We start from the raw sequence: 24,078 nt of genomic DNA, 5'->3' as shown, positions 1-24,078 counted from the left end.
TCTATTCCTCCACAAGCCAGGTGCGAAGAAGATTAACGAATTCTTCCGGCTTGCGTTTGGCCAGCGTTTCAAGATTTTTGCGAGCCTGATTATCGCCGGTGCTCTCAAAATCAAGCGTAGGATATTCGACTTTTGCCGGCGGTTCGAATTCGATGACTTCTTCCGGTTTTTTGCGCCGTCTTGCAACTGCTACAACAAGGCCGCCGATTACAGCAAGAGCGGCAGCGCCAATTCCGATCATCCATGGCGTCGAAAGCGTCTTCGCCGATGAAGTTTCGCCGGACTGCGCAAACGTTTGGGCGATTACCGATACTTTGCTGTTTACGAGCGCCGCATTGGTCAAGTCTTGGCCGGAGTCGGCGAGCTGGGCGCGAACAAGCGACTGCAAATAGGAAGTAATTTCATCCTTAGCCGTGCCTGACAGCTTGCTTTGCTCAATGCCTACACTAATCGACAAATCTTTCAGCGCGTATGGAGCGGAGTCGATTTTGTTATTGATCCGGTTGACTTCATAATTAGTAATCTGCGAGCTGCTTTCGGAAGACGAATTGCCCGACTGCGAATTATCCGTATAGTTCGCCACATCCGATTCGCCGGTTCCGGCTACGCCGCCTGCAGCGCCGCTTCCGCCGGTGGAAGACGATGTTTCGTTCTGCTCGCTGATAATAATGCCGTTGTTATTGTTATTATCCAGCGGCTTAACCAAATTTTCTTCCGTTGTCTTCTTGTCAAAGTTCATGCTGCTCGTAACGCTGATGACCAGGTTATCCGAACCGACGATAGGACCAAGAAACTGTGCGATATTGTTTTTCAAGTCCGTTTCGTATTTCTTTTGAATTTTGAACTGGGCGTCAACCGCATCTGTGTTGGAGGAAGATACCGCTCCGTCTTCGGAAGCCAACAGCTCGCCTTTGGGACTGGAGATTGTAATATCCTCGATCGCCAAGTCAGGCACAGCGGTTTTGACGAGATTATAATAACCGTCGATTTCTTTTTGCGTTGGCGTATAGCCGTTTACAAATTTCAACGTAATGGATGCAGAAGCCCCCCGTTTATCTTCCGTCGACAGAAACACGCTGTCTTCCGGCAAATTGATTAAAACATGGGATTGCTGCACGCCTTGCATCGCGTTCAACAGCCGTTGAACTTCTCCGTCCAAAGAATTTAAATATTTGACATTAAATTCATTTTCCGTCATCCCGAATTGCGAGCTGCCGGTGTCGAACGCTTCAAAGCCGATCGAGCCGTTTTGCACAAGTCCAAGCGATCCGACGTTCACCTTCGCGCGAGTTGCTGCGCTGCTTGGCACCGAGATGCTTGTTCCGCCGCCTTCAAGCTTATACGGAATGCCATTGCTGTCCAAATAGTTCATAATGGCCGATGCATCGGTGGAATCCAGGTTTTGGAACGCGATTTCATATTCGGTTCTCGTAAATATGTAAGTCAATAATATAATGGCAATGATCAGTACGCCTAAGGATGCGCCAAGCCACAGCTTTTGCTTTTTGCCCATTTGGCTCCAAAACTGCGTCAGCCTGCCGCGATACTGGGCAATTTTTTCGTTCACGTTGTCACCTCACCCAAATACTATACCAAGTCCATCTGTTAGATTTGCATCCGCATGATCTCTTGATATGCGTCAATTACTTTATTGCGGATTTGTGAGGTAAGCTGCAAACTGAGCTCTGCCTGTTGAGTGGCGATAAGCACATCCGTAACGCTTGCCTTTCCGACTAAGTAGTTATCATTTAAGGTATGTACGTTTTGCTCCTGAGCGCCGACTCCGTCAAGCGCCTTCTGCAAATAGTCGCCAAATGACTGGCTCAATTCCGCTGGCGTTGATTGCACAAGGGAAGCGGCTTGTTTTTGAACAGGGACTGCCTGGTTTAATGCAAGTGCTTGTATCATGCTGTTCCGTTCCTTTCAGACACCGTATTATTTGCTTCCGATTTCCAGCGCTTTGGAGAACATCGCTTTCGATGCGTTAAGCGCCGTTACATTGGCCTCATAGGACCGGGATGCGGAGATCATATCGACCATTTCTTTGGTCACATCCACATTTGGCATCAGGACATAGCCATCTGCATTAGCATCGGGATGGGAAGGATTGTATTCCAGTTTAAAAGGAGCATTGTCTTCTTTAATTTGGGCGACTCGAAGCCCTTGGCCCGGAGAACTATTTCCGTTCATCTGACCCGCCAGCACGTCGGAGAAGCTTTGCTGCATCGGGGCAAAAACAACCTCTTTCCGCTTATAAGGCTGATATTGGCCGTTGACATACGAAGCACGGGTTGTTTCGGCGTTGGCGATGTTCGACGAGATCACGTCCATTCGCAGGCGCTGCGCCGTAAGCGCGGAAGAGCTGATATCGAAGCCAAAATTAATATTCAAGCTTATGCACCTCCGATTGCCGTTCTCATCATAGTCACGTCGTGATTAATTTGCTGGATATAGAAGTTATAGGACAATTGGTTTTTGGCGAGCAGTGACATTTCCCGGTCAATGTCCACATTGTTACCGTTATTGCCTATGATCGTATTCTGATCGGTTACGAGTTTAGCATCAGGGACTGCTGTTTGATTTGGTCCAATTGGAATATGACGGGCATCCGTCCGATTTCCTGCAAGCTGTACGTTATTCCCCCCATTTCCTGCTTTAACATTTCCTCAAATACGAGCTCGGAACGTTTGAAATTAGGCGTATCGGCGTTCGCTACATTGTTAGAAATCACTTGCTGTCGCATTTCTGCAGCTTTTACCGCACCTTCCATCCTTTGAAATGCGGCGCCATTTAGCAAATTCACGTACTTTCACCACTTTCCAAATAATTGAGTAATACTTACCTATTCAACATTTTCCTGCCCATTCCTTCCTAATTCGACAAGAAAAAATGAAGAAAATGAGACAGACATGTCGATATTTGCCGACATGACTATATTCCTGAATTTCCTAAATTATTACAATATGAAAAAAGCCCCATCTTAGGAGATGGGGCTAAAGGATGCTGTAAATAGGTTAATATACCCAATTTACATTTTCATTTTCTCAAGTTCAGTTAGAAGCTGGCTGTTCAGTATTTTAATGTAAGTGCCTTTCATACCTAGCGACCTAGTCTCAATGACACCGGCGCTTTCCAATTTCCGGAGGGCATTTACAATAACTGAACGTGTGATGCCTACCCGGTCGGCAATTTTGGATGCGACCAGCAAGCCTTCTTTCCCGTCCAGCTCTTCAAATATATGCTCCACAGCTTCCAGTTCGCTGAACGACAATGAGCCAATCGCCACCGAAACGGCAGCCCGGCTGCGGGCCTCCTGTTCGATCTCATCCGCCCGCTCGCGCAAAATTTCCATGCCAACGATCGTAGAGCCATATTCGGCCAATACCAGATCATCATCGTCGAATCCGCCGTTGCGGCGGGTTAACACAAGCGTGCCTAAGCGTGCACCGCCGCCTGTAATCGGCACGACGGTCATAATTTCCTGTTCGCCAAGCACGGCGAAAGATTCCGATACACCGGAATCCGGGGACACATTGGTCACCGCCTCCTGCATCTCGAGAAAACGCTGGTTGCTCGCCAGCGGAAAACGGAGCTCGTCCGTCGACATGGCGCGCAAAGCGTCATGGTCGAACGCTTGCACCGCTGCACAGCCTAGAATTTTCCCCTTACGGCTGACGACAAACACATTAGATTGTATCGTGCTGCAGAGCACCTCCGCCATTTCCCGGAAGCTGAGCGGCTTTCCGGCTGCGCGCTGAAGGAGCCTGTTTAATGTTCTTGTTTTTGTAAGTAATGTCATGCTACTGCCTCCCAAAACTAATCCCGCCAAGCGGAACAAAAGCAAAGCCTAACGATTGCTGTGAGGCTTTGCTTTTGTTCCGCTACAAAGCGTTACGGCCCAAGCGGCTGTAACGCTTTGTCTGCCATAGAAGCTACAATATATATTGACTTAAATCGCGGTCCTTGGCAATACTTCCTAGCTTCTCGCGAACATATTCCGGCGTTATGGTCATATGCTCGAGTGTAATATCCGGCGCTTCAAACGACAGATCTTCCAACAGTTTTTCCAAAATCGTATGAAGGCGTCTTGCGCCGATGTTTTCCATATTCCGATTCACTTCGGCTGCGATTGAAGCAAGCTCCCGGATTGCATCAGCCGAAAACTCGATTTCGATGCCTTCCGTAGCGAGCAGCGCCGCGTATTGCTTTGTTAACGCATTTTTCGGCTCTGTTAGTATGCTCACAAAATCGTCCAGCGTCAAGCTTGTTAGTTCAACCCGAATCGGGAAGCGGCCTTGAAGCTCCGGAATAAGGTCGGACGGCTTTGCAATATGGAACGCTCCGGCTGCGATAAACAGCACGTAATCCGTTCGTACCGGGCCGTATTTGGTCATTACAGTGGAACCTTCTACAATAGGCAGAATGTCGCGCTGCACGCCTTCGCGGGATACATCCGGGCCGGACCCTTTCGAAGGGCTTGCGATTTTATCGATCTCATCGATGAAAATAATGCCGGACTGCTCTGCACGCGCTACGGATTCCGATATGACGTCGTCCATATTAATAAGCTTGTTCGCTTCTTCTTGCGTTAATACTTTGCGCGCTTCTTTAATTGGAAGCTTCCGCTTTTTTGTTTTTTTCGGCATAAACTGGCCGAACATTTCCTGCAGGTTCATCCCCATGCCTTCCGGCCCTTGACCGCCGAGCATATCCAGCATATTAGGAGCCGCGTCTTCCACTTCAATTTCGACCACTTCATTTTCAAGCAGACCGGCCGCCAAATCCTTTTTCACTTGCGAACGTTTTTGCAAAACCGATTGATCCTGCTCCGGCTGCTCCTCTTCCTCTTTAGACGAACCGTTATTGCCAAACAGCATTTCGAACGGATTTTTTTGCGACTTCGATTTGGCCGCTGCCGGCACAAGCAGCGCCACTAACCGCTCATTGGCCATCGACTCCGCTTTGTCTTTCACCTTCTCCGTTTTTTCTTCCCGAACCATACGTATCGAAGTTTCCACCAGATCGCGGACCATCGATTCTACGTCGCGGCCAACGTAGCCGACCTCCGTAAACTTGGTGGCTTCCAGCTTGACGAAAGGCGCTTTCACCAGCTTGGCGAGACGGCGGGCAATTTCCGTTTTGCCGACACCGGTTGGCCCGATCATCAAAATATTTTTCGGAACGATTTCGTCCCTTAACGCTTCATCCAGCTTGCTTCTGCGGTATCGGTTGCGAAGCGCAATGGCTACTGAACGTTTAGCTTGCTTTTGTCCTACGATATACTTATCCAGCTCGGCTACGATTTGCCTGGGCGTCCATCCATCATTCACCATCAAATTCCCCTCCGTCTCTATCGTTCGCTATTCTACCTCTTCAACAATAATATTATGATTCGTATATACGCATATGTCGGCAGCGATTTCCAGTGAAGAACGGGCCATATCTTTTGCTTCCATCTGAGGGGCATGGCGCTTCAGAGCACGCGCGGCGGATAATGCAAAGTTGCCGCCCGAACCAATCGCCAATATACCGTCATCCGGCTCAATCACTTCGCCGTTGCCCGAAATGAGCAGCAGCCCGGTTTTATCCATTACGAGCAGCATCGCTTCCAGCTTGCGCAATACCCGGTCGGAGCGCCATTCTTTTGCAAGTTCCACTGCGGATCTTTGCAGGTTGCCGTGATGCTCCTCCAGTTTGGCTTCAAACTTTTCGAACAGCGTGATCGCATCGGCAACCGAACCGGCAAAACCGGCGACAACCTGCCCTCTGTACAGCCTTCTTACTTTTTTGGCGGTATTCTTCATTACCATACTGTTGCCGAAGGTAACTTGGCCGTCACCCGCAATCGCACCCTTGCCTTCATGGCGAATCGCGCATATCGTTGTGGCATGAAATTGCATTTCCATCTCATCTGCCTCCTTTGCCGATCTAATCGAATTGATTTATGAATTAGCAGGTGCTAAAAACTGCTGTTTAAACGCTTCGATGCTGTCCAAAGCACGATTTGCAATCGCTTCGTTTTTCTCTTTTTTGTTGCGGATCCGTTTTTCCAGCGGCGGAAAAAGTCCAAAGTTTGCATTCATCGGCTGAAAATGCTTGAAATCGGCTGTTGTAATATAATGCGCCATACTGCCCAGCGTCGTGTCTGCTGGCAGCACCACCGGCTCCAGGCCGCGCGCCAGTCTGCCCGCGTTAATGCCTGCAATCATACCGGAAGCGGCGGATTCGACATAACCTTCCACCCCGGTCATCTGGCCTGCAAAAAATAAATTTTCCCTGTTTTTCGTTTGATACGTCGGACGCAGCAGCTGCGGCGAATTAATGAACGTGTTCCGGTGCATGACGCCGTAACGGACAAATTCCGCATTTTCCAAGCCTGGAATCATCGAGAACACCCGCTTCTGCTCGCCCCACTTCAAATGCGTCTGGAAGCCTACCATATTGTACAACGTGCCGGCCGCATTATCCTGGCGCAGCTGAATGACGGCGTACGGCAGTTTACCGGTGTGCGGATTGACAAGGCCAACCGGCTTCATCGGCCCGAACAGCACCGTCTGCTTGCCGCGGCTTGCCATTACTTCAATCGGCATGCAGCCTTCAAAATAAACTTCCTTCTCGAATTCCTTAAGCGCCGCGGTTTCCGCTGTCGTAAGAGCCTCGTGGAAAGCATCGAATTCCTCTTCCGTCATCGGGCAATTCAAATAAGCCGCTTCGCCTTTATCATAACGGGAAGCCAAATACACTTTGCTCATGTCGATCGAGTCTTTCTCAATGATGGGAGCCGCTGCGTCATAGAAATAAAAATATTCTTCGCCCAGCAACCCGCGGATTTGCTCGGACAACGACGGCGCCGTCAGCGGGCCGGTTGCAATGACGACAATGCCGTCCTGCGGTATTTCCGTAACTTCCTCGTTCCGTACTTCGACAAGCGGGTGATCATGCAGCAGCCTTGTGATTTCGCCGGAAAACAGATCCCGGTCAACAGCTAGCGCACCGCCTGCCGGTACTGCATTGCGGTCGGCACTGCCAATGACAAGCGATTCCAGCCGGCGCATCTCTTCCTTTAACACGCCTACCGCATTCGTCAAGCCGTTCGCCCGCAAGCTGTTGCTGCATACCAGCTCAGCGAAGTTTTTCGTATGATGCGCAGGCGTCTGGCGGACAGGGCGCATCTCGTATAAAATAACCGGCACGCCTTGATTCGCAATTTGCCATGCAGCTTCGCTGCCTGCCAGGCCAGCGCCTATGACTGTAACTTGTTGAGTATGTGACACGTAATTAAACCTCCATTATTTATACCTATTCGGCCTTAAGGCCCGGCTATACCGGTTTGTCCGGCAAATTTGGCATGTGTCTGTAACGCGCTTTTTTTCCGTACAGACACACCTAGCACCTCATTCTCCTGTTAGGAGAATGAGGTGCGTCGCTAAGCTTGCTCTTCGTCCTGTACCTCTTCTGAATAATCACAAGACGGACATTGCAGCCTTGTGCCGTTTTTGCTCCGTTTCTCTACGAGCATCGTTTCGCATTTTGGGCAAGGTTTGCCCGTTGGTTTATCCCAAGAAACGTAATCACAGCCCGGATATTGGTCACAGCCGTAAAATATCCGGCCTTTTTTGCTGCGCCGCTCAATAATTTTGCCTTCATGGCATTTCGGGCAAGTCACGCCGATATCTTTCACAATCGGCTTCGTATTGCGGCATTCCGGGAAACCCGAGCATGCCAAAAACTTGCCGAAACGGCCCATTTTGTAAACCATATGGCGTCCGCATTTATCGCAAATTTCATCCGAAACTTCGTCTTGGATTTCAATTTCTTTCATTTCTTCTTCCGCGACTTCAAGCCGCTTCTCGAACGAATCATAGAAGGAAGCAAGCACCTTTACCCAGTCTTCCTTGCCTTCTTCCACATGGTCAAGATCTTCTTCCATATGGGCGGTAAACTCCACATCCAATATTTCCGGGAAAAATTCGACCATCAGCTGAATGACTAATTCGCCCAGCTCGGTAGGAATAAACCGTTTTTCCTCAATCGCTACATACCCGCGCTTCTGGATCGTTTCCAGCGTCGGCGCGTACGTGCTTGGACGTCCGATCCCCAGCTCCTCAAGCGCTCGCACAAGCCTCGCTTCGCTGTAACGCGGCGGCGGCTGCGTAAAATGCTGCTTCGGTTCGATGGCATCCGAGCTAATGCGGTCTCCTACGGCAAGCGCCGGCAAAAACTTGAATTCTTCTTCCGTACCGTCATCATTGCCTTCTACATAAACCTTCATAAAGCCGGCAAATTTGATTTTCGAACCGGTCGCCCGGAAGGTCGCCTTGCCCGAATTCAAATCAACCGTCATCGTATCGAGCACAGCAGATGCCATCTGGCTGGATACGAAACGTTCCCAAACCAGCTTATACAGGCGCAGCTGATCACGCGTCAAATACGGCTTCATAGATTCCGGATCACGCGAAACCGCAGTCGGACGAATGCCTTCATGGGCATCTTGCGCATTGCTGTTTTTCTTCGTGTAGTTCCGAGGCTGCTCCGGTACAAAAGAGGCGCCGTAACGTTCCGTAATGTATTCCTTGGCTTCTTCCTGCGCAACCGGAGAAATACGCGTCGAATCTGTACGCATATACGTAATCAGACCCACCGTACCTTCTTTCCCCAGCTCCACGCCTTCATAAAGCTGCTGGGCAATCGACATCGTCTTGGATGCTCTGTAGCCCAGCTTGCGAGCGGCTTCCTGCTGCAGCGTACTTGTTATAAACGGCGCTGCCGGATGGCGCTGCCGTTCTTTCTCCTTCACATCGGCTACAAGGAAGCTGCCGCCTTCCATCGCATCCAGCACCTGCTGCATGGCCTGTTCGCTGCCAAGCTCACGTTTCTCCCCGTCAAGCGAATAGTATTTCGCTTCAAACGGCGTACCCTCATGCATCAGCTTAGCCGTTATCGACCAATACTCTTCCGGGATGAACGAGTCAATCTCATTCTCGCGGTCAATGATCAGCTTTACCGCAACCGATTGGACACGGCCGGCAGACAACCCTTTTTTCACTTTTTTCCACAGCAGCGGACTGATCTTGTAACCGACCAAGCGGTCCAGAATTCTTCTCGCCTGCTGTGCGTTTACAAGATCCATATTGATTTTACGCGGCGTTTTAAAAGCGTCCTTCACAGCCTGCTTCGTAATCTCATTAAATACAACGCGGCATGTGTCGGATTCGTTCAATTCTAAGTAATGAGCCAAATGCCAGGCAATGGCTTCGCCTTCGCGGTCAGGGTCGGCCGCCAGAAAAACATTTTTCACTTTTTTGCTGGCATCCTTCAGTTCCTTCAGAACGCTCCCTTTGCCGCGGATCGTAATGTATTTAGGCTGGAAATTGTTCTCAACATCGACGCCGGTTTGACTTTTTGGCAAATCGCGAATATGCCCCATCGAAGCTTTCACAATGTATTTGCTGCCTAAGTATTTGCCGATTGTTTTGGCTTTGGCGGGGGATTCTACGATAACTAACGAATCTGCCATAGGTGGCGCCTCCTCTCTCCACTGCTTGTTACAATGCAATATATATTGAACCGGGCTGCTGCTCGATTTTCCGTTTTATACATAAATTTATCAGAACTGTGTTCAAAAGTCCAAACGGAATGGATGAAAGCCCTTGAAGCTCGTCTACTGTGCGCGGCTCTTCCCGGAGCAAGCCCAGCACTTGCTCTTCCTCCGGGCTAAGCGTCGCCTCTGTGCCAGTTACTGCCGGTCGGCGTGCGGAACGCCCGGTTATAAGCGCCAGTTCCTCGTGCATATAGGCGAAATCTTCTAACACTTGTTCGACTCCCAGCGTTATTTTCCCTTCACCGTTTAAAATCAACTCGTTCGTTCCCGAGCTTTTTGGCGATGAGACTGGCCCCGGAACAGCGTAAACATTACGATTCATCTCATTAGCATCCCGTGCTGTTATGAGCGAACCGCTCCGCGATGCCGCTTCGACTACAACCGTTCCTAAAGTCATCCCCGCAATTATGCGGTTTCGCAGCGGGAACATGCCGGGATGCAGCGAAACTCCGATAGGGGTTTCCGAGAGAAGCAGCCCTTCCTCTTCAATTTGCCGATACAGATTGTAGTGATTTGGAGGATAACATGTATCGATGGGAGATGCAAGTACCCCCACTGTACTGCCTATGCCATTCAGAGCTCCGGTATGGGCCCAATAATCGATCCCTCTAGCCATCCCGCTTACAACAGTCATACCGTTCTCCGAAAGCGTCTCAGCTATGTTCACGGCGGTGTGGCGGCCGTATGCAGTCGGCTGTCTTGTCCCGACAACCGCAATCGAAGGCCGCGTGAGCAATTCAAGGCGGCCAAGAGCGTACAGAACCCATGGCGGCTGCGGCGTATGTTTCAACAGCTCCGGATACTCCGGATCAAACCGCGTAATGACATGCGCACCGATCCGTTTTGCCCGGATATACGGCGAACGGGAGCCTTCCAGATCATGCTTCATCCGTTCCGATGCGGCAGCTGCTTGCTTCGGAAGCAGGCCGATACGCTGCCACTCTTCGGCGGATGCATGGTCCTTCTGCCACATTTGGGCGGCAACCGCCCGTTGTATAGCCTGCCAGCCGATGCCTGCCGTTTCATGCAGCAAAATAATCATACGTCTGCACATTTCTTCAATTGTACTCATCAATGAACCGCCCCTTAATTTCCATGGCAGGCTCGCCCTCTATTGTGCGTTACAAAAACAAAGAATGCAAGCTTAGCCCTTATTTTCGTATCATGACTGCCGTGCGCGTTTTACAAAATGAGAAAATAAAAAAGCAACCTTTCCGCTCTTATTTCAAGAGTCCAGAAAGGTTGCTTACCTTTAAAATAGAAGCTTTAAGCTTCCGTTTAACTTATTTAACTGTAACGCATTTGCCGAGCAGGCCTTTTTCCTCAAGTACGCTGACAAGCGTCGAGCCCATTTCGGAAGGCGTTGGCGCTACTTTAATGCCGCAAGCTTCCAGAGTAGCGATTTTCTCGGCTGCAGTACCTTTGCCGCCGGAGATGATCGCACCGGCATGGCCCATACGTTTTCCCGGAGGAGCCGTAGCGCCGCCGATAAAGCCGATAACCGGTTTTTTCATGTTCGCTTTGATCCACTCAGCCGCTTCTTCTTCAGCCGTGCCGCCGATCTCGCCGATCATAATAACCGCATACGTATCCGGATCTTCATTAAACATGTTCAGCACATCAATAAACTCCGTGCCTTTAACCGGGTCGCCGCCGATACCGATAGCGGACGATTGGCCGATGCCGCGGGTCGTCAGCTGATGAACCGCTTCGTACGTGAGCGTCCCGGAACGGGATACAACGCCTACATGGCCAGGCGTATGGATATAACCCGGCATAATGCCGATTTTGCATTCGCCCGGTGTAATAACGCCCGGGCAGTTCGGACCGATCAGGCGGGTCTTTTTGCCTTCGAGGTAACGTTTAACTTTTACCATGTCGAGCACCGGAATGCCTTCCGTAATACAGATAACGAGTTCCAATTCAGCGTCAATCGCTTCAAGGATCGCATCTGCCGCAAATGCAGGCGGTACATAAATAACCGAGGCCGTAGCGCCGGTAGCGTTGACCGCTTCGACAACCGTATTGAATACCGGCAAGGAAACCGTGCTGCCGTTCTCCAGCGTAATGTCGACTTTGGAGCCGCCTTTGCCCGGCGATGTGCCGCCAACCATTTGCGTACCGTAATCCAGTGCGCCTTTCGCATGGAACAAGGCCGTTTTGCCTGTAATCCCTTGGGTAATTACTTTTGTATCTTTATTGACCATAATACTCATCGAAACTCACATCCCCTGAATGAATTCGTAGGCGCCGCGTAAAGCGCTGCGCTTCTGTTCGGTAGTCTACTTCGATAAGAATTGCTTCTTATTTAACAAGAGCGACGATTTTTTGCGCGCCGTCTGCCATGGAATCCGCTGCCACAATGTTCAGGCCGGATTCGTTCAGCATTTTTTTGCCGAGCTCTACATTCGTGCCTTCGAGACGGACAACAAGCGGCTTGTCGAGGCCCAGCTCTTTCGTTGCTGCAATAACGCCTTCAGCAATAACGTCACAGCGCATAATGCCGCCGAAAATGTTGACGAAAATACCTTTTACGTTCGTATCGGAAAGGATGATTTTGAACGCTTCCGTTACTTTCTCTTTCGTTGCGCCGCCCCCTACGTCCAGGAAGTTAGCCGGTTCGCCGCCATAGTATTTAATAATGTCCATGGTAGCCATAGCAAGACCGGCGCCGTTAACCATACAGCCGATGTTGCCGTCAAGCGCAACGTAGCTGAGGTCGTATTTGGAAGCTTCGATTTCCTTCTCGTCTTCTTCGTCCAGGTCGCGCAGCGCCTGAATGTCTTTGTGGCGGAACAGAGCATTGGAATCAAAGTTCAGCTTCGCATCCAATGCCATGACATTGCCGTCGCCCGTTACGACAAGCGGGTTAATCTCGGCAATCGAGCAGTCCTTGTCCACAAATGCAGCATACAACGCTTGCATGAATTGAACGGCTTTATTGACGAGCTCATTCGGAATATTGATAGCGTATGCAAGTTTTTTCGCTTGAAAAGGTTGGAGGCCGATAACCGGGTCAATGACTTCTTTGAAAATTTTCTCCGGAGTCGCTGCCGCTACTTCCTCGATTTCCGTACCGCCTTCTTCAGACGCCATCATAACAACGCGGCCAGTAGCTCGGTCAACCACGACGCCGACGTAATATTCTTTTTTAATGTCGCAGCCTTGCTCGATCAGAAGGCGTTTCACTTCTTTGCCTTCAGGGCCGGTTTGATGGGTTACTAGCACTTTGCCCAAAATTTCATTTGCATAAGTACGCACTTCATCCAGGTTTTTGGCCACTTTCACGCCACCCGCTTTACCGCGTCCACCTGCATGGATTTGTGCTTTCACAACAACCACTTGCGTGCCAAGCGATTGTGCGGCCTCGACAGCCTCGTCCACCGTAAAGGCAACTTTGCCTTCCGGCACCGAGACGCCGTATTGTTTCAAAACTTCTTTCCCTTGATACTCATGGATATTCATGTTTGAAATCCTCCATTTCGCAGACTAAATCAGTCATTAGGTACACACAAACATCTATTATTGTAGCATCTTTTCCGAACAATGGCGTTTTTTTTTGACCATTATGAAGCGCTTTTTTAATATGGATATCATCTCAATTTGAGATGAAATAAAAACGCTGTTATTTATTATTCGCTGTTTTCCCGGGCATTCATGCATTCCTGTTGCATAATTAACGCAAAAAAAATATAATCGTAGAAAAGAAGTACAAGATTGCTGATGCAATGGAACGGATCCGTGAGGAAGCACCTTCATCCGAATTGAGATGGAGGTGTTTTTTTGTTATGTACAGCTTGATGCACAGCGGAAGCGTACTTGGTGTCGAAGGCCAGTCAATCCTTGTGGAAACCGATATTTCCAGCGGATTGCCGCAAGTGAATGTGGTCGGGCTGCCCGATCCGGCAGTCCGGGAATCGGTGGAGCGCGTGCGCGCTGCCATTAAAAACAGCGGTTATAAATTTCCGCTCGACCGGATTACCGTCAATTTGGCGCCTGCAGATTTGCGCAAAGAAGGCACCGCTTTCGATTTGGCGATTGCCGCCGGCATTCTGACCGCCAGCGGGCAGCTGGACGGCATGCTGCTGGAGCGCGTGCTGCTAATCGGCGAGTTAGCGCTTAACGGACAAGTCAGGCCGGTGCCGGGCGTTCTTGCCTTGCTTGAAATGGCGAAGCGCTCCGGCATCCGCAAAGTGCTTCTCCCGCTTGCCAACGCGGAAGAAGCGGCATGGATCGGCGGGATGGAGCTGTTCGCCATCGCCGATCTGCGGGATTTGGCACAGAAAGAAACAAGCGGCTGGGAGCATATCCGCTACGATCCTTCCTCCGTAAACGGCCACCCGCCCAAACAGCCGTTCCATGATGAAGTTTCAGTTGGCGATTATAGCGACGTCATCGGACAGCAGCAAGCCAAACGCGCGATGCTCGTTGCGGCTGCCGGCAGGCACAACATTGTGCTGATCGGCCCTCCGGGTACCGGCAAAACGATGATGATCCGCAGGCTGCCTACGATTTTGCCGCCGCTGTCGGAGGAAGAGTCGCTTGAGGTTACTAAAATATACAGCGCCGCCGGCAAGCTGGACCGGAACGCTGCAGGCTTGATTCAAACTCCCCCGTTCCGCTCTCCCCACCACACCATATCGAGCGCAGGCTTGATTGGCGGGGGCTCGATTCCTAAGCCCGGAGAAGTGACACTTGCGCATCGCGGCATTTTATACCTGGATGAGCTTGCAGAGTTTTCACGGCCTGTGCTTGAAGTGCTGCGCCAGCCGCTGGAGGATCACATGGTCACCATAGCGCGGGCGAAAGCCGTTTTTCGGTTCCCTGCCCAGATAATGCTTGCCGCATCGCTGAATCCTTGCCCTTGCGGCTACTTTGGCCACGATTACGGCGATAATCATTGCACATGCAGCCCTACCTCCATAGCCCGTTACCGCTCCAAAATTTCCGGCCCGCTGCTTGACCGGATAGACCTGCAATTGGAAGTGCCGCGAGCATCCGCTCCTGCAGCGGATAACAAAAGCTCCCTCTCGTCCCGCGAGATGCGGCATATGGTTGAAGAGGCGAGAGCCAGGCAAGCGGCGAGGCACGCACGCGATGGCCACCATGGAATATCCCGGCTGTCAGGCGCTCCATTACGCCGAGCAGCGCATATCAGCAAGCCGGCTGCCGAGCTAATGGATCAGGCTTTCCAGATGCTAGGCATCAGCATGCGGGCTTATGACCGCATTTTGCGGCTTGCCAGAACCATTGCGGATATTGGCGGCTGTGAGCATATTGGCGAAGAGCATGTCGCTGAAGCGCTGCAATACCGCCGGATGGATCAGGCTGCCGTTAAATAACAATGGCTTTCAAGCCATGAGGACAACAGCCTTCTGCTTCAGTCCCGTAGTCCCGGGGTCCCGGGGTCCCGGGGTCCAGCCCAAACAAATAAGCTTCAGCCTCTTCATGTATCCTTTAGGCGCTGAAGCTTATTGTCTGCTGCAAGCTTATATCGCTTCAAAAGGCAGCTTCAATATGGTTAATCTCACGCACGAATGCTCCATCCAATTCAACGGTAATGACGTCAAACCGGACAGAAACATCCCCGAAGCCTCGCGTCCGCAAATAAAACTGTGCGGTATCCGCCACCTGCTTCTGTTTGCGGTAGTTGACGGATTCGGCGGCTGTGCCGAACCGGCGGGCTGAGCGCCTTGTCCTGACTTCAACCACAACCAGCCTCCCATCCTCCTCAGCTACAATATCGATCTCGCCGGAGCGGCACCGCCAGTTGCGTTCGATAATCCGGTATCCTTTCTGCTGAAGGTAACCGCATGCCGCTTCTTCCCCATATTGGCCGGTTTCCCGCCTTCGGTCCGGCTTTACCGATTTTCCTTGTCCGGCTTCCTTATTCAATGCTTTCCCTCGCATTCCGGTCTGCCCGATATATAAAACTTAAAATCTCAGCTACCAGCGTGTACAGTTCAGCAGGAATCTCCTGTTCAATGTTCAGCTTGGATAACACTTCAACCAAAGAAGCGTCCTCCTGCACGGGTACGCCATGCTCTTTTGCTTTCTCCAATATTTTATCCGCAGTATGCCCTGTCCCTTTCGCGACTACGACCGGCGCCTGGTTTACGCCAGGCTCGTATTTTAACGCAACCGCTTTGCGCGGCGGCAGCAGAGGCTGTTCGGCAAAGTTCCCTTTTCTGTTCATGCCCGGAAATCCACCCCTTTGTACGGACTCGATGCAAACCAAGAAGCAGCTGGAACAGCAGGCGGATATTTGTTTTGGGCCGAAGGCCCTGCTGATTCTCCAGCCGTCTCAGGAGCCGGGAATGGCTGCGCTTTAAAAGACAGCAGCTTGTAGCCCGCACCGCTCAGCTTTTGCGCAATTTCCGCTTTGGCTTGTGCGGTAAGCGCCGATATGGCGGGATGGTCGTTCCATAAAGTAATGCCGACAATTTTATCCGTTACGGCTACATCTACCATCGTTTGCCCCAGCGTTTGCATCGACAGGTCGAACATGAGGCGGCAGTTATCCGCATCCAATTCTCCGCGCCTGCCTCTTCTTGTTTGAACTTGCACGGAGGCCGTCTGACGCCCGTCTTTGGTGAAGATCGGAACATACATCGTCAAATGCGTAAACATCTGCCCATTCCGTTCAGGAGCCAGCAGCAGCTGCTGGCCGGTTATATGATGGACAAGCTGCTGAGCCGTCTCTTTGATGTTAGCCGGCACCTCATCTGATGACGCCAGTGACAACAATGCCGTTTTCAAATTATCCGGCAGCGCCGCTTTCCCGTCCTGGCCCCCTGGAGCAAGGCCCGGCTGCCCGGCCAAACGGTCCGCTGTCCCGCCGTTTCGCACCTCTGCCGCTCCTTTTCCCGCTTCTTCTTTAAGTACAGCCGTTAAATCCAACGGTCCCGGCTTCTCGGCAACCGCTGCCTCTGCATCACGGCCTGCCGCTGCAGCAGCAGCTTGCGGCTCGCTATGGCGCTCAAGCATCCGGGCGTCCGGTGTTGTGCCAACTGCCGTTTCTTGCCCCGCTGGAAGCGGCCTGCCTGCCGGGAGGGGGGACGGCTCTCCCTCTGCTCCCAGCTGGCGAAGCAATTGATGCTCATGATCAACGCCAAGCCACTTCATCATTTGATTAAGCCAGTTAGGTTCTCCGCCGGCGGCTGATGCCGGTGCAACCGCCGTATGAATCGATGCTTGCCGGGTGCTTGCCGGCGGCAAGCCACTTTGCGGCAGCTCCTTGCCAGACAGCCCGGACAGCGGCTGCCTTCCCAGCGCCGGGAAGTCCGCTGCATAACGCGCAGCGGCAAATGGCGCTGCTTGCGGCCGTGCTGGCTGGGCTTGCAGCGCAACATCCAGGGCGTCCGGCTCGTTATCTGCCGGTGCAAAAGAAGCGGCTTGTACGAGCAATGCCTGCACTTTGGCAGCTGCAGGCGGCAGCTTGCCTGCAGCTGCCTCGCCCGCCAGTTGTCCCAGCTGCTGCTGAAGAGTCTGCAGCAGCTCATGCGGCGGTTCACCATACATTGTCTGCTGCAGCCCTTGTATAACAGCGGCTGATGCCGGCAAACCGCGGTTAAAAGCTGCGGCGGCGGCATTCATCCACCGCTCTTGATCTGCGCCTTGCGGCACCGACGCCGACGCCTGCTTGAAGTAGGAAGCCGTCTCCGGCGTAAGCGAAGCTCCCCCGGCTTTGAGCTGACGCACCAAAACATCCGCCCATGGCGCCTCTTGCGGCAGCGCCAGCTGCTTCAGCCATTCGCTTACCGTATCGCTAAACACCATAGCGCTGCCGCCATTTGCCGCTTTCAGGACAATCATTCCTTCATGCGACTGCGACTGCACCTGCAGCAGCGCGCTTTGGCCTTCCTTTAGCGGCGATTCAAGGCTCGCTTTAACCTGCATGCCGTTTATTTGCACAACCGCTTCGTTATTATCCATCATTTGAATCACAATTCCCCGCACAACCTGTCCAACTTTCAGCTCCAGCGCACGCGGTTCGGCTCCTGCCACTTCTCCAAGCAAGCTGCGCATCATTTGATTGATATTCATCGTCCACCGCTCCGTTCATACGCTTCAATATGACATATTTATCGGCGGATAACCGCGTTCAATGAACCCACCCAGGCAAAAAGCAGCCGCTGCACATTCCGAAGCGTCATCATGCTAATCAGGAAATGTCTGCGAATACCAGCGCAGCTAAAGCAAAACGCCCGCAATGACGCTGCGGATCTTGGAGATCCGGCGCATTACGGGCGTTCTTCGCCCTTCCCGCTATTGAACATTCAGAACAACAGCTGCTGTTCTACTTGAATAATTTTTTTCAAAAACGATTGGCGGTGCAGCGGGCTTGGCCCGTATTCCAGCAATTTCTCGCGATGAAACTTGGTTCCATAACCTTTATGTACCGCAATTCCATATGCCGGATATAACGCCTCCCACTCCCCCGCGCATAGCCGGTCACGCGTCACTTTTGCGATAATCGAAGCAGCCGCAATGGACTGGCTTGTGGCATCACCTTTAATGATCGCAAGCTGGGGCTGCGGCACATCCACTTTTTCCGCGTCGACCAGCAAGTAGTCAGCTTTAACATGAAGCGCCTCGACAGCAAGCTTCATGGCAAGGCGGGACGCCTGCTTAATGTTGATGCGGTCTATCGTTTCCACATCAACCCGGCCCACCGCCCAAGCAGTGCAGGACTGCAATATGACGTCATACAGCTTATCGCGCTTTTTCTCGGACAGCTTCTTGGAGTCGTCAACGCCTTCAAGCACCAGATGCGGCGGCAAAATAACGGCAGCCGCAACTACATCGCCAAACAAACAGCCCCGACCAACCTCGTCGACTCCGGCAATGGAAGTGTAGCCTTCCTTCCACAGCTCATTTTCATATTCCAGCATCATCGTTTCCCCATTGCATCGTTAGTCCAAAAGTTTCTCCACGCCCGGCGGATACGGCGATTCCAGCGTAATGCGGCCCAGCTTGCCAGCTCTCAGCTCGCGCAAAATAATGCCGGATGCCTTCTCCAGATCCACGCGGCCTCCTCCCATCAAAGCGCCGCGTTTGCGTCCGATCTCTTCCATCACTCGGACAATTTCATCCGCATCTTCGATATCCTTCGGCGGCTGGGTAAGGCCAAACCGTTCGCTCAGCGTTGGCCAATAACGGGCCGACAGCTCTTTAACAGCCGTAAAAGCGATATCTTCGACATTTAAAATTTGTTCTTTAATTGCACCTGTTATCGCAAGCCGGTACCCTACGACTTGATCCTCGAATTTGGGCCACAAAATCCCCGGCGTATCGAGCAGTTCCATCTCCGTGCCGACTTTAATCCACTGCTGTCCTTTGGTTACGCCCGGACGGTCGCCCGTTGCCGCGATGTTGCGTCCAGCCAGCCGGTTAATTAAAGTCGATTTCCCGACATTCGGAATGCCGACAATAAGCCCGCGAATCGCACGGGGATTCATCCCTTTCGCGATCTGGCGTTCGATTTTTTCATGCAGAATCTGCTTGGCTTTAAGCGGAATATCGCCAACTCTCGTGCCTGTTGATGAATCGACGACCGCACATTGATGGCCTTCTGCTTCAAAAAACTTCACCCATTGCTCCGTTGCTTTCGGATCGGCAAGATCCGATTTGTTCAACACGATAAGTCTTGGCTTGCCGCCTAATATCTCATCCACCATCGGATTCCGGCTTGAGATCGGGACTCGCGCATCCAACAGCTCTATGGCAATATCGATGAGCTTTAATTTTTCCTGTATTTGCCTTTTCGCCCGGGTCATGTGACCGGGAAACCATTGAATGGTCATGAATTCACCTCGTCATGCACTTGCTCTTAATAATGCTTAATAAAACTCAATTTATTCAGCGGCCAGAATATAATATCGGCGCGGCCTACAAGCTCCTTGTCCGAAATGAAGCCTAAATCGCGGCTGTCCTGGCTGTTATTGCGATGGTCGCCCATTGCAAAAATATAACCTTTCGGCACGGTCGTTTCCGAGTGCTCCGCGTTCGGGTAGTTCGGATTTGCGCCGTTATTGTACAGCTCGCCGCGATCATGCGCTTCCTGAATGGCCTTCTTCAAATACGGTTCTTCAATCTTCTGATCGTTGACGTACACATCGTCCCCGTCAACCCGTATTGTATCCCCGCCAACCGCAATTACGCGTTTAATGAAATCCCGGCCCTGCTCAGGCACATGGAATACGACGACTTCGCCCGGATGAGGATTTCTGACCTTGTACAAAATTTTGTTAACGATGAGACGTTCTCCTGTATAAAAATTGGGTTGCATCGAAGGACCATCCACAATAAAAGGAGAGAACAAAAATGTGCGGATCACAAAGACCAACAGCACGGCAATGGCAAGCGCCTTAATCCAATCCACGATTTCTTTGTATGCTTTTCCGCCCTTTTGCTTTGGGGATTATCGGACGAATCCGTATGTAGCTGCTGTGAGTCCATCGATTTGCCTTCTTTCTATAAGTAAAGTTTATCGGAACATAATTACTAATAGCATATCGGATTCACAAGGGCGGTTCAAGTGCAGCCGGGCTAAATAACAAAAGGAGCTTGCGTGAACAAGCTCCTTTAGTCGTTTCAACTTAGCGGATTTCTTTAATTCTTGCAGCTTTACCGCGCAGGTTGCGAAGGTAGTACAGTTTCGCACGACGTACTTTACCACGGCGAGCCACTTCGATTTTATCGATTTTAGGCGAATGGATCGGGAAAGTTCTTTCCACACCCACACCGTAGGAAATTTTGCGTACTGTAAACGTTTCGCTGATACCGCCGCCGCGGCGTTTAATTACAACGCCTTCGAAAAGCTGGATACGCTCGCGCGAACCCTCGATAACCTTAACGTAAACCTTCAGCGTGTCGCCTGGGCGGAAGTTAGGAATATCGCTGCGGAGCTGTTCTTGCGTAATCGCTTGTACCAAATTCATATCGGGTCACTCCTTCCACAACAGACGTTCTTAAGGGCTCGCCACGTTCCTGTGAACGGGTTCATTGCCATTAGCGGACCGTCCGACTATACAAAACAACATTTACGATTCTATCACAGATAGCGCGAAAAAACAATGATTTTGCCTAAAAAATGAGCGTTATTCTGTTTCAAGCTGCTTTTTGATCCATTCCCGTTCTTTCGGCGACAGGTCGACCGATTCCAGCAAATCCGGCCTGCGGCGCAGCGTGCGCAGCAGCGACTGCTCTCTGCGCCATGCCTCGATCCGGGCATGATGGCCGGATAAAAGCACTTCAGGCACTTCCCAGCCGCGAAATGCGGGAGGACGAGTATAGTGTGGATACTCCAGCAGCCCGGTGCTGAAGGAGTCAGTTACTGCAGACGATTCGTTGCCAAGCACGCCAGGCAGCAGCCGGACGACGCTGTCGATGACGGTCATGGCCGGCAGCTCGCCGCCGGTCAGCACATAATCGCCAATGGACAGCTCGTCCGTTACGAGATGTTCCCGGATTCGTTCATCATAGCCTTCATAATGACCGCAAATAAAGACGAGATGATCGGATTTAGACAGCTCCTCAGCTTTTTTCTGGGTAAACGTCTCCCCTTGCGGGCACATGAGAATGACGCGCGGCTTGACAGCCGTATCCTTCATTAAATCCTCGACCGCAGCAAAAATCGGCTCCGGCTTCAATACCATCCCGCCGCCGCCGCCATACGGGTAATCGTCAACCGTATTATGCTTATTGTTGGCGTAAGGCCGGAAATCAATAGCATGCAGGTCTACAATGCCCTTCTCTTTCGCTTTTCCGAGGATGCTTGCGTTGAACACGCCGTCGAACATTTCCGGAAACAGCGTTAACACATCAATTTTCATCGCGTTAGATCAGCCCTTCCATCAACTCGACCTTAATGAGCTTTTCTGCGATGTTCACATCCAAGATCACTTCGTCAATAACCGGCAGCAATATTTGCTTGGATCGATGCCCCGCTTGATCAACAACCCATACGTCATTCGCGCCAGGGCTTAAAATTTCGGAAATGACGCCAAGCTCCTCGCCTTGAACGGTCACAACCCGGCAGCCCACGATGTCGCTGTAATAATATTCGCCTTCTTCAAGCGGCGCACGGTCTTCTCCGGCAATCTTCAGCAGCCAGCCCTTATATTTCTCGACATCGTTAATGTTGTCGTAGTCCTTCAGTTTAATGACGTATACGTTTTTTTGCAGCCGCGAAGCAAGGACTTCAACCGGCACCTGTTCCGTACCGTCCTCCTTTTGCAAAATCAGCTTGCTTCCTTTCGCGAAGCGTTCCTCCGCAAAATCCGTTTGCGGCACAATTTTCAGCTCGCCGCGTATACCGTGCGTATTGGCCACTTTGCCAACCGTAAACAACTGTTTCTCGCTCATAAGCCACCTCTTTAGCTATTGTACCAGTAAAATCTATTTATAAACGCCTTGCCGCTATGCATGGCAAGTTCGCTGCTTACGATTCAATATGTATACAAATGATGAAAAAGGGCCAGGATCAGATCCCGGCCCTTCCGGCGCACGAATGTTACGATATGATATCAACGATGACGCGTTTCTGCGATTTGGCAGCTGCGGAAGCTACAACGGTGCGCATCGCTTTCGCAATACGCCCCTGCTTGCCGATTACTTTGCCAATATCGCCAGGATGAACGGACAGCGAATAAACAACGCTCCGTTCATCCTCCTTCACATCCACCCGTACATCCTCCGGATAATCCACTAAAGCCTTAGCTATGATAAGAATCAGATCTTCCATTCTAAAGGCCCTCCGTGATCAACAGTTATTTCTGTTGTTTCAGCTCATGGAATTTTTTCATAACGCCAGCTTTGGAAAGCAGGTCGCGAACGGTATCAGAAGCTTGCGCACCAGTTTGCAGCCATTTCAGCGCTTTTTCTTCATCAATCGTTACTTGAGCCGGTTGTGCAACCGGGTTGTAAGTGCCGATTTCTTCGATAAAGCGGCCGTCACGCGGCGAACGGGAATCGGATACGACTACGCGGTAGAAAGGAGCTTTATGAGCGCCCATGCGTTTCAGACGAATACGTACTGCCAAGAGATTCACCTCCTTCAACTAATCAACGCTGCTGTTCCCGCGGGTATTAGCCGAACGGGAACTTCATATTTTTGCCAAGCAGGCCTTTCAGCATTTTTTTGCCGCCTTTTGGCCCTTTTGGTCCCATCATGCTTGTAAACTGCTTCATCATTTTGCGCATATCGTCAAACTGCTTGATCAAGCGGTTCACTTCGGCAATGGTAGTGCCGCTGCCGGCTGCAATACGCTTCCGTCTGCTGTGGTTCAGCAGTTCCGGCTTTTGTTTCTCTTCCTTGGTCATGGAACGGACGATCGCTTCCACTCTTCCGATCTGCTTATCGTCCACTTTCATGTCTTTAAGGCCTTTCACTTTGTTCATCCCCGGCATCATTTCAAGCAGCTGGTCCAGCGGTCCCATCTTGCGAACCTGTTCCATCTGATCCAGGAAATCGTCGAACGTAAATTCCGCATTGCGCATTTTGCGTTCCATCTCAGCCGCTTTCTCGGCATCAATGCCCGCCTGCGCTTTCTCAATCAGGGAAAGCATGTCGCCCATGCCGAGAATACGGGATGCCATCCGGTCCGGATGGAACGGTTCGAGCGAATCGATCTTTTCGCCCATCGCGGCGAATTTGATCGGCTGGCCTGTTACCGCTTTGACCGACAAAGCTGCGCCGCCGCGCGTATCGCCATCCAGCTTCGTCAGAATGACGCCGGTCAGTTCCAGCTGTTCGTGGAAGCTTTTGGCGACATTAACCGCATCCTGGCCCGTCATGGAGTCGACGATCAGCAGCACCTCATCCGGTTTAACCGACTCATGGATTTGCTTCAACTCTTCCATAAGCGCTTCATCGATATGTAGCCGTCCGGCCGTATCGATGATGACATAATCGTAATGGTTGTCCTTCGCATGCTGCAAGCTTTGGCGCGCAATTTCTACAGGCGACACTTGATCGCCAAGCGTAAATACCGGTACATTGATTTGCGATCCAAGTACTTCCAGCTGCTTGATCGCTGCCGGACGGTAAATGTCGCACGCAACAAGCAGCGGCTTATGGTTCGCTTTTTGCAGCAGCTTCGCCAGCTTGCCGGACGTCGTCGTTTTACCGGCGCCTTGCAGGCCGGCCATCATAATGACCGTCGGCGGCTTGTTCGCTTTCGCCAGCTTGCTTTGCGTTCCGCCCATCAGTTCCGTCAGTTCTTTATTGACAATGTCGATAATTACCATGCCGGGGGTGAAGCTTTTCATCACTTCCTGACCGATGGCGCGTTCTTTCACTTTAGCGATAAAGTCTTTGACGACCTTGAAGTTTACGTCCGCTTCAAGCAACGCAAGCCTTACTTCGCGCATCGCTTCGTTGACGTCGTCTTCCGAAACTTTCCCTTTGCCTCTCAGCTTGCCAAATACATTTTGCAGTCTGCTTGATAAGCTTTCGAATGCGGCCATACTGG

The 24,078-nt window shown here is 51.4% G+C and carries 23 protein-coding genes and 2 pseudogenes; 1 reads left to right on the top strand and 24 read right to left on the bottom strand.

The window, feature by feature from the left end; translation table 11 throughout:
• Position 1: 1 nt before the first annotated feature.
• The 12 genes and pseudogenes from fliF to sucC form a co-directional block, all read right to left on the bottom strand.
• Positions 2-1,567: a flagellar basal-body MS-ring/collar protein FliF gene (fliF, locus tag ET464_RS03565; RefSeq protein WP_129438312.1), complete on the bottom strand. Its 1,566-nt coding sequence runs from the start codon at positions 1,565-1,567 to the stop codon at positions 2-4.
• Between the two features lie 38 nt (positions 1,568-1,605).
• Positions 1,606-1,908, bottom strand: coding sequence for a flagellar hook-basal body complex protein FliE (gene fliE, locus ET464_RS03560; RefSeq protein ID WP_129438310.1), 303 nt, complete (start codon positions 1,906-1,908; stop codon positions 1,606-1,608).
• Positions 1,909-1,935: 27 nt separating this feature from the next.
• Entirely contained in the window at positions 1,936-2,391 is a 456-nt protein-coding gene (gene flgC, locus ET464_RS03555) for a flagellar basal body rod protein FlgC (protein ID WP_129438308.1), read from the bottom strand.
• A 2-nt stretch (positions 2,392-2,393) separates the two neighbouring features.
• A pseudogene (gene flgB / locus ET464_RS03550) lies at positions 2,394-2,803 on the bottom strand (flagellar basal body rod protein FlgB).
• A 225-nt stretch (positions 2,804-3,028) separates the two neighbouring features.
• Positions 3,029-3,799, bottom strand: coding sequence for a GTP-sensing pleiotropic transcriptional regulator CodY (codY, locus tag ET464_RS03545; RefSeq protein WP_129438306.1), 771 nt, complete (start codon positions 3,797-3,799; stop codon positions 3,029-3,031).
• A gap of 133 nt (positions 3,800-3,932) precedes the next feature.
• Positions 3,933-5,333, bottom strand: coding sequence for an ATP-dependent protease ATPase subunit HslU (hslU, locus tag ET464_RS03540; RefSeq protein ID WP_129438304.1), 1,401 nt, complete (start codon positions 5,331-5,333; stop codon positions 3,933-3,935).
• Positions 5,334-5,360: 27 nt separating this feature from the next.
• Positions 5,361-5,906: an ATP-dependent protease subunit HslV gene (gene hslV / locus ET464_RS03535; RefSeq protein ID WP_129438303.1), complete on the bottom strand. Its 546-nt coding sequence runs from the start codon at positions 5,904-5,906 to the stop codon at positions 5,361-5,363.
• Positions 5,907-5,942: 36 nt separating this feature from the next.
• The gene (gene trmFO, locus ET464_RS03530) at positions 5,943-7,274 is read right to left on the bottom strand and encodes an FADH(2)-oxidizing methylenetetrahydrofolate--tRNA-(uracil(54)-C(5))-methyltransferase TrmFO (protein WP_129438301.1); all 1,332 of its coding nucleotides are present in this window, start codon (positions 7,272-7,274) and stop codon (positions 5,943-5,945) included.
• Between the two features lie 152 nt (positions 7,275-7,426).
• Positions 7,427-9,517 (bottom strand): type I DNA topoisomerase, encoded by a 2,091-nt coding sequence (gene topA, locus ET464_RS03525; RefSeq protein WP_129438299.1) that lies wholly within the window; start codon positions 9,515-9,517, stop codon positions 7,427-7,429.
• A gap of 28 nt (positions 9,518-9,545) precedes the next feature.
• Entirely contained in the window at positions 9,546-10,673 is a 1,128-nt protein-coding gene (dprA, locus tag ET464_RS03520) for a DNA-processing protein DprA (RefSeq protein WP_129438297.1), read from the bottom strand.
• Positions 10,674-10,884: 211 nt separating this feature from the next.
• On the bottom strand, positions 10,885-11,817 hold the full coding sequence (sucD, locus tag ET464_RS03515; protein ID WP_129438295.1) for a succinate--CoA ligase subunit alpha: 933 nt from the start codon (positions 11,815-11,817) through the stop codon (positions 10,885-10,887).
• 88 nt (positions 11,818-11,905) lie between these two features.
• Positions 11,906-13,066 (bottom strand): ADP-forming succinate--CoA ligase subunit beta, encoded by a 1,161-nt coding sequence (gene sucC, locus ET464_RS03510; protein WP_129438294.1) that lies wholly within the window; start codon positions 13,064-13,066, stop codon positions 11,906-11,908.
• 323 nt (positions 13,067-13,389) lie between these two features.
• On the opposite strand from sucC, the gene ET464_RS03505 reads away from it, so the two are divergent.
• Entirely contained in the window at positions 13,390-14,943 is a 1,554-nt protein-coding gene (locus tag ET464_RS03505; RefSeq protein WP_129438292.1) for a YifB family Mg chelatase-like AAA ATPase, read from the top strand.
• Positions 14,944-15,100: 157 nt separating this feature from the next.
• Here the strand turns inward: ET464_RS03505 and ET464_RS03500 are convergent, their stop codons facing one another.
• From ET464_RS03500 to ffh, 12 genes and pseudogenes are all read right to left on the bottom strand, one after another.
• Positions 15,101-15,496, bottom strand: a complete 396-nt coding sequence (locus ET464_RS03500; protein WP_244226647.1) for a YraN family protein — start codon at positions 15,494-15,496, stop codon at positions 15,101-15,103.
• Positions 15,489-15,797 (bottom strand): EscU/YscU/HrcU family type III secretion system export apparatus switch protein, encoded by a 309-nt coding sequence (locus tag ET464_RS03495; RefSeq protein WP_129438289.1) that lies wholly within the window; start codon positions 15,795-15,797, stop codon positions 15,489-15,491. The genes ET464_RS03500 and ET464_RS03495 overlap by 8 nt, the downstream gene beginning before the upstream one ends.
• Positions 15,794-17,647 (bottom strand): hypothetical protein, encoded by a 1,854-nt coding sequence (locus ET464_RS03490; protein ID WP_129438287.1) that lies wholly within the window; start codon positions 17,645-17,647, stop codon positions 15,794-15,796. The genes ET464_RS03495 and ET464_RS03490 overlap by 4 nt, the downstream gene beginning before the upstream one ends.
• A 233-nt stretch (positions 17,648-17,880) precedes the next feature.
• Entirely contained in the window at positions 17,881-18,495 is a 615-nt protein-coding gene (locus ET464_RS03485) for a ribonuclease HII (protein WP_129444034.1), read from the bottom strand.
• Positions 18,496-18,516: 21 nt separating this feature from the next.
• Positions 18,517-19,407, bottom strand: a complete 891-nt coding sequence (gene ylqF, locus ET464_RS03480; RefSeq protein WP_129438285.1) for a ribosome biogenesis GTPase YlqF — start codon at positions 19,405-19,407, stop codon at positions 18,517-18,519.
• A 26-nt stretch (positions 19,408-19,433) separates the two neighbouring features.
• Positions 19,434-20,021: pseudogene (gene lepB, locus ET464_RS03475) on the bottom strand (signal peptidase I); the annotation flags it as partial.
• Between the two features lie 181 nt (positions 20,022-20,202).
• Positions 20,203-20,544 carry a 50S ribosomal protein L19 gene (rplS, locus tag ET464_RS03470; protein WP_129438281.1) on the bottom strand — a complete coding sequence of 114 codons (342 nt, stop codon included), beginning with the start codon at positions 20,542-20,544 and terminating at the stop codon, positions 20,203-20,205.
• A gap of 159 nt (positions 20,545-20,703) precedes the next feature.
• Positions 20,704-21,438, bottom strand: coding sequence for a tRNA (guanosine(37)-N1)-methyltransferase TrmD (trmD, locus tag ET464_RS03465; RefSeq protein ID WP_129438279.1), 735 nt, complete (start codon positions 21,436-21,438; stop codon positions 20,704-20,706).
• Positions 21,439-21,442: 4 nt separating this feature from the next.
• Positions 21,443-21,970, bottom strand: a complete 528-nt coding sequence (rimM, locus tag ET464_RS03460; protein WP_129438277.1) for a ribosome maturation factor RimM — start codon at positions 21,968-21,970, stop codon at positions 21,443-21,445.
• A 148-nt stretch (positions 21,971-22,118) separates the two neighbouring features.
• Complete coding sequence (locus ET464_RS03455; RefSeq protein ID WP_129438275.1) at positions 22,119-22,349, bottom strand: KH domain-containing protein; 231 nt, start codon at positions 22,347-22,349, stop codon at positions 22,119-22,121.
• Positions 22,350-22,374: 25 nt separating this feature from the next.
• The gene (gene rpsP, locus ET464_RS03450) at positions 22,375-22,647 is read right to left on the bottom strand and encodes a 30S ribosomal protein S16 (protein WP_129438273.1); all 273 of its coding nucleotides are present in this window, start codon (positions 22,645-22,647) and stop codon (positions 22,375-22,377) included.
• A gap of 46 nt (positions 22,648-22,693) precedes the next feature.
• On the bottom strand, positions 22,694-24,073 hold the full coding sequence (ffh, locus tag ET464_RS03445; protein ID WP_129438271.1) for a signal recognition particle protein: 1,380 nt from the start codon (positions 24,071-24,073) through the stop codon (positions 22,694-22,696).
• Positions 24,074-24,078: the final 5 nt, after the last annotated feature.

It is taken from the genome of Paenibacillus protaetiae, assembly GCF_004135365.1.
Classification (GTDB): Bacteria; Bacillota; Bacilli; order Paenibacillales; family Paenibacillaceae; genus Paenibacillus_AP; species Paenibacillus_AP protaetiae.
This window is presented reverse-complemented; position numbering and strand designations above follow the sequence as displayed.

What these genes read in the sequence shown, in the direction of transcription:
- fliE (WP_129438310.1), bottom strand. Translation starts at nt 1,908, where the DNA reads ATGATACAAGCACTTGCATTAAACCAGGCAGTCCCTGTTCAAAAACAA.
- codY (WP_129438306.1), bottom strand. Translation starts at nt 3,799, where the DNA reads ATGACATTACTTACAAAAACAAGAACATTAAACAGGCTCCTTCAGCGC.
- hslU (WP_129438304.1), bottom strand. Translation starts at nt 5,333, where the DNA reads ATGGTGAATGATGGATGGACGCCCAGGCAAATCGTAGCCGAGCTGGAT.
- hslV (WP_129438303.1), bottom strand. Translation starts at nt 5,906, where the DNA reads ATGGAAATGCAATTTCATGCCACAACGATATGCGCGATTCGCCATGAA.
- topA (WP_129438299.1), bottom strand. Translation starts at nt 9,517, where the DNA reads ATGGCAGATTCGTTAGTTATCGTAGAATCCCCCGCCAAAGCCAAAACA.
- dprA (WP_129438297.1), bottom strand. Translation starts at nt 10,673, where the DNA reads ATGAGTACAATTGAAGAAATGTGCAGACGTATGATTATTTTGCTGCAT.
- sucD (WP_129438295.1), bottom strand. Translation starts at nt 11,817, where the DNA reads ATGAGTATTATGGTCAATAAAGATACAAAAGTAATTACCCAAGGGATT.
- sucC (WP_129438294.1), bottom strand. Translation starts at nt 13,066, where the DNA reads ATGAATATCCATGAGTATCAAGGGAAAGAAGTTTTGAAACAATACGGC.
- ET464_RS03505 (WP_129438292.1), top strand. Translation starts at nt 13,390, where the DNA reads ATGTACAGCTTGATGCACAGCGGAAGCGTACTTGGTGTCGAAGGCCAG.
- ET464_RS03495 (WP_129438289.1), bottom strand. Translation starts at nt 15,797, where the DNA reads ATGAACAGAAAAGGGAACTTTGCCGAACAGCCTCTGCTGCCGCCGCGC.
- ET464_RS03490 (WP_129438287.1), bottom strand. Translation starts at nt 17,647, where the DNA reads ATGAATATCAATCAAATGATGCGCAGCTTGCTTGGAGAAGTGGCAGGA.
- ET464_RS03485 (WP_129444034.1), bottom strand. Translation starts at nt 18,495, where the DNA reads ATGCTGGAATATGAAAATGAGCTGTGGAAGGAAGGCTACACTTCCATT.
- ylqF (WP_129438285.1), bottom strand. Translation starts at nt 19,407, where the DNA reads ATGACCATTCAATGGTTTCCCGGTCACATGACCCGGGCGAAAAGGCAA.
- rplS (WP_129438281.1), bottom strand. Translation starts at nt 20,544, where the DNA reads ATGAATTTGGTACAAGCGATTACGCAAGAACAGCTCCGCAGCGATATT.
- trmD (WP_129438279.1), bottom strand. Translation starts at nt 21,438, where the DNA reads ATGAAAATTGATGTGTTAACGCTGTTTCCGGAAATGTTCGACGGCGTG.
- rimM (WP_129438277.1), bottom strand. Translation starts at nt 21,970, where the DNA reads ATGAGCGAGAAACAGTTGTTTACGGTTGGCAAAGTGGCCAATACGCAC.
- ET464_RS03455 (WP_129438275.1), bottom strand. Translation starts at nt 22,349, where the DNA reads ATGGAAGATCTGATTCTTATCATAGCTAAGGCTTTAGTGGATTATCCG.
- ffh (WP_129438271.1), bottom strand. Translation starts at nt 24,073, where the DNA reads ATGGCCGCATTCGAAAGCTTATCAAGCAGACTGCAAAATGTATTTGGC.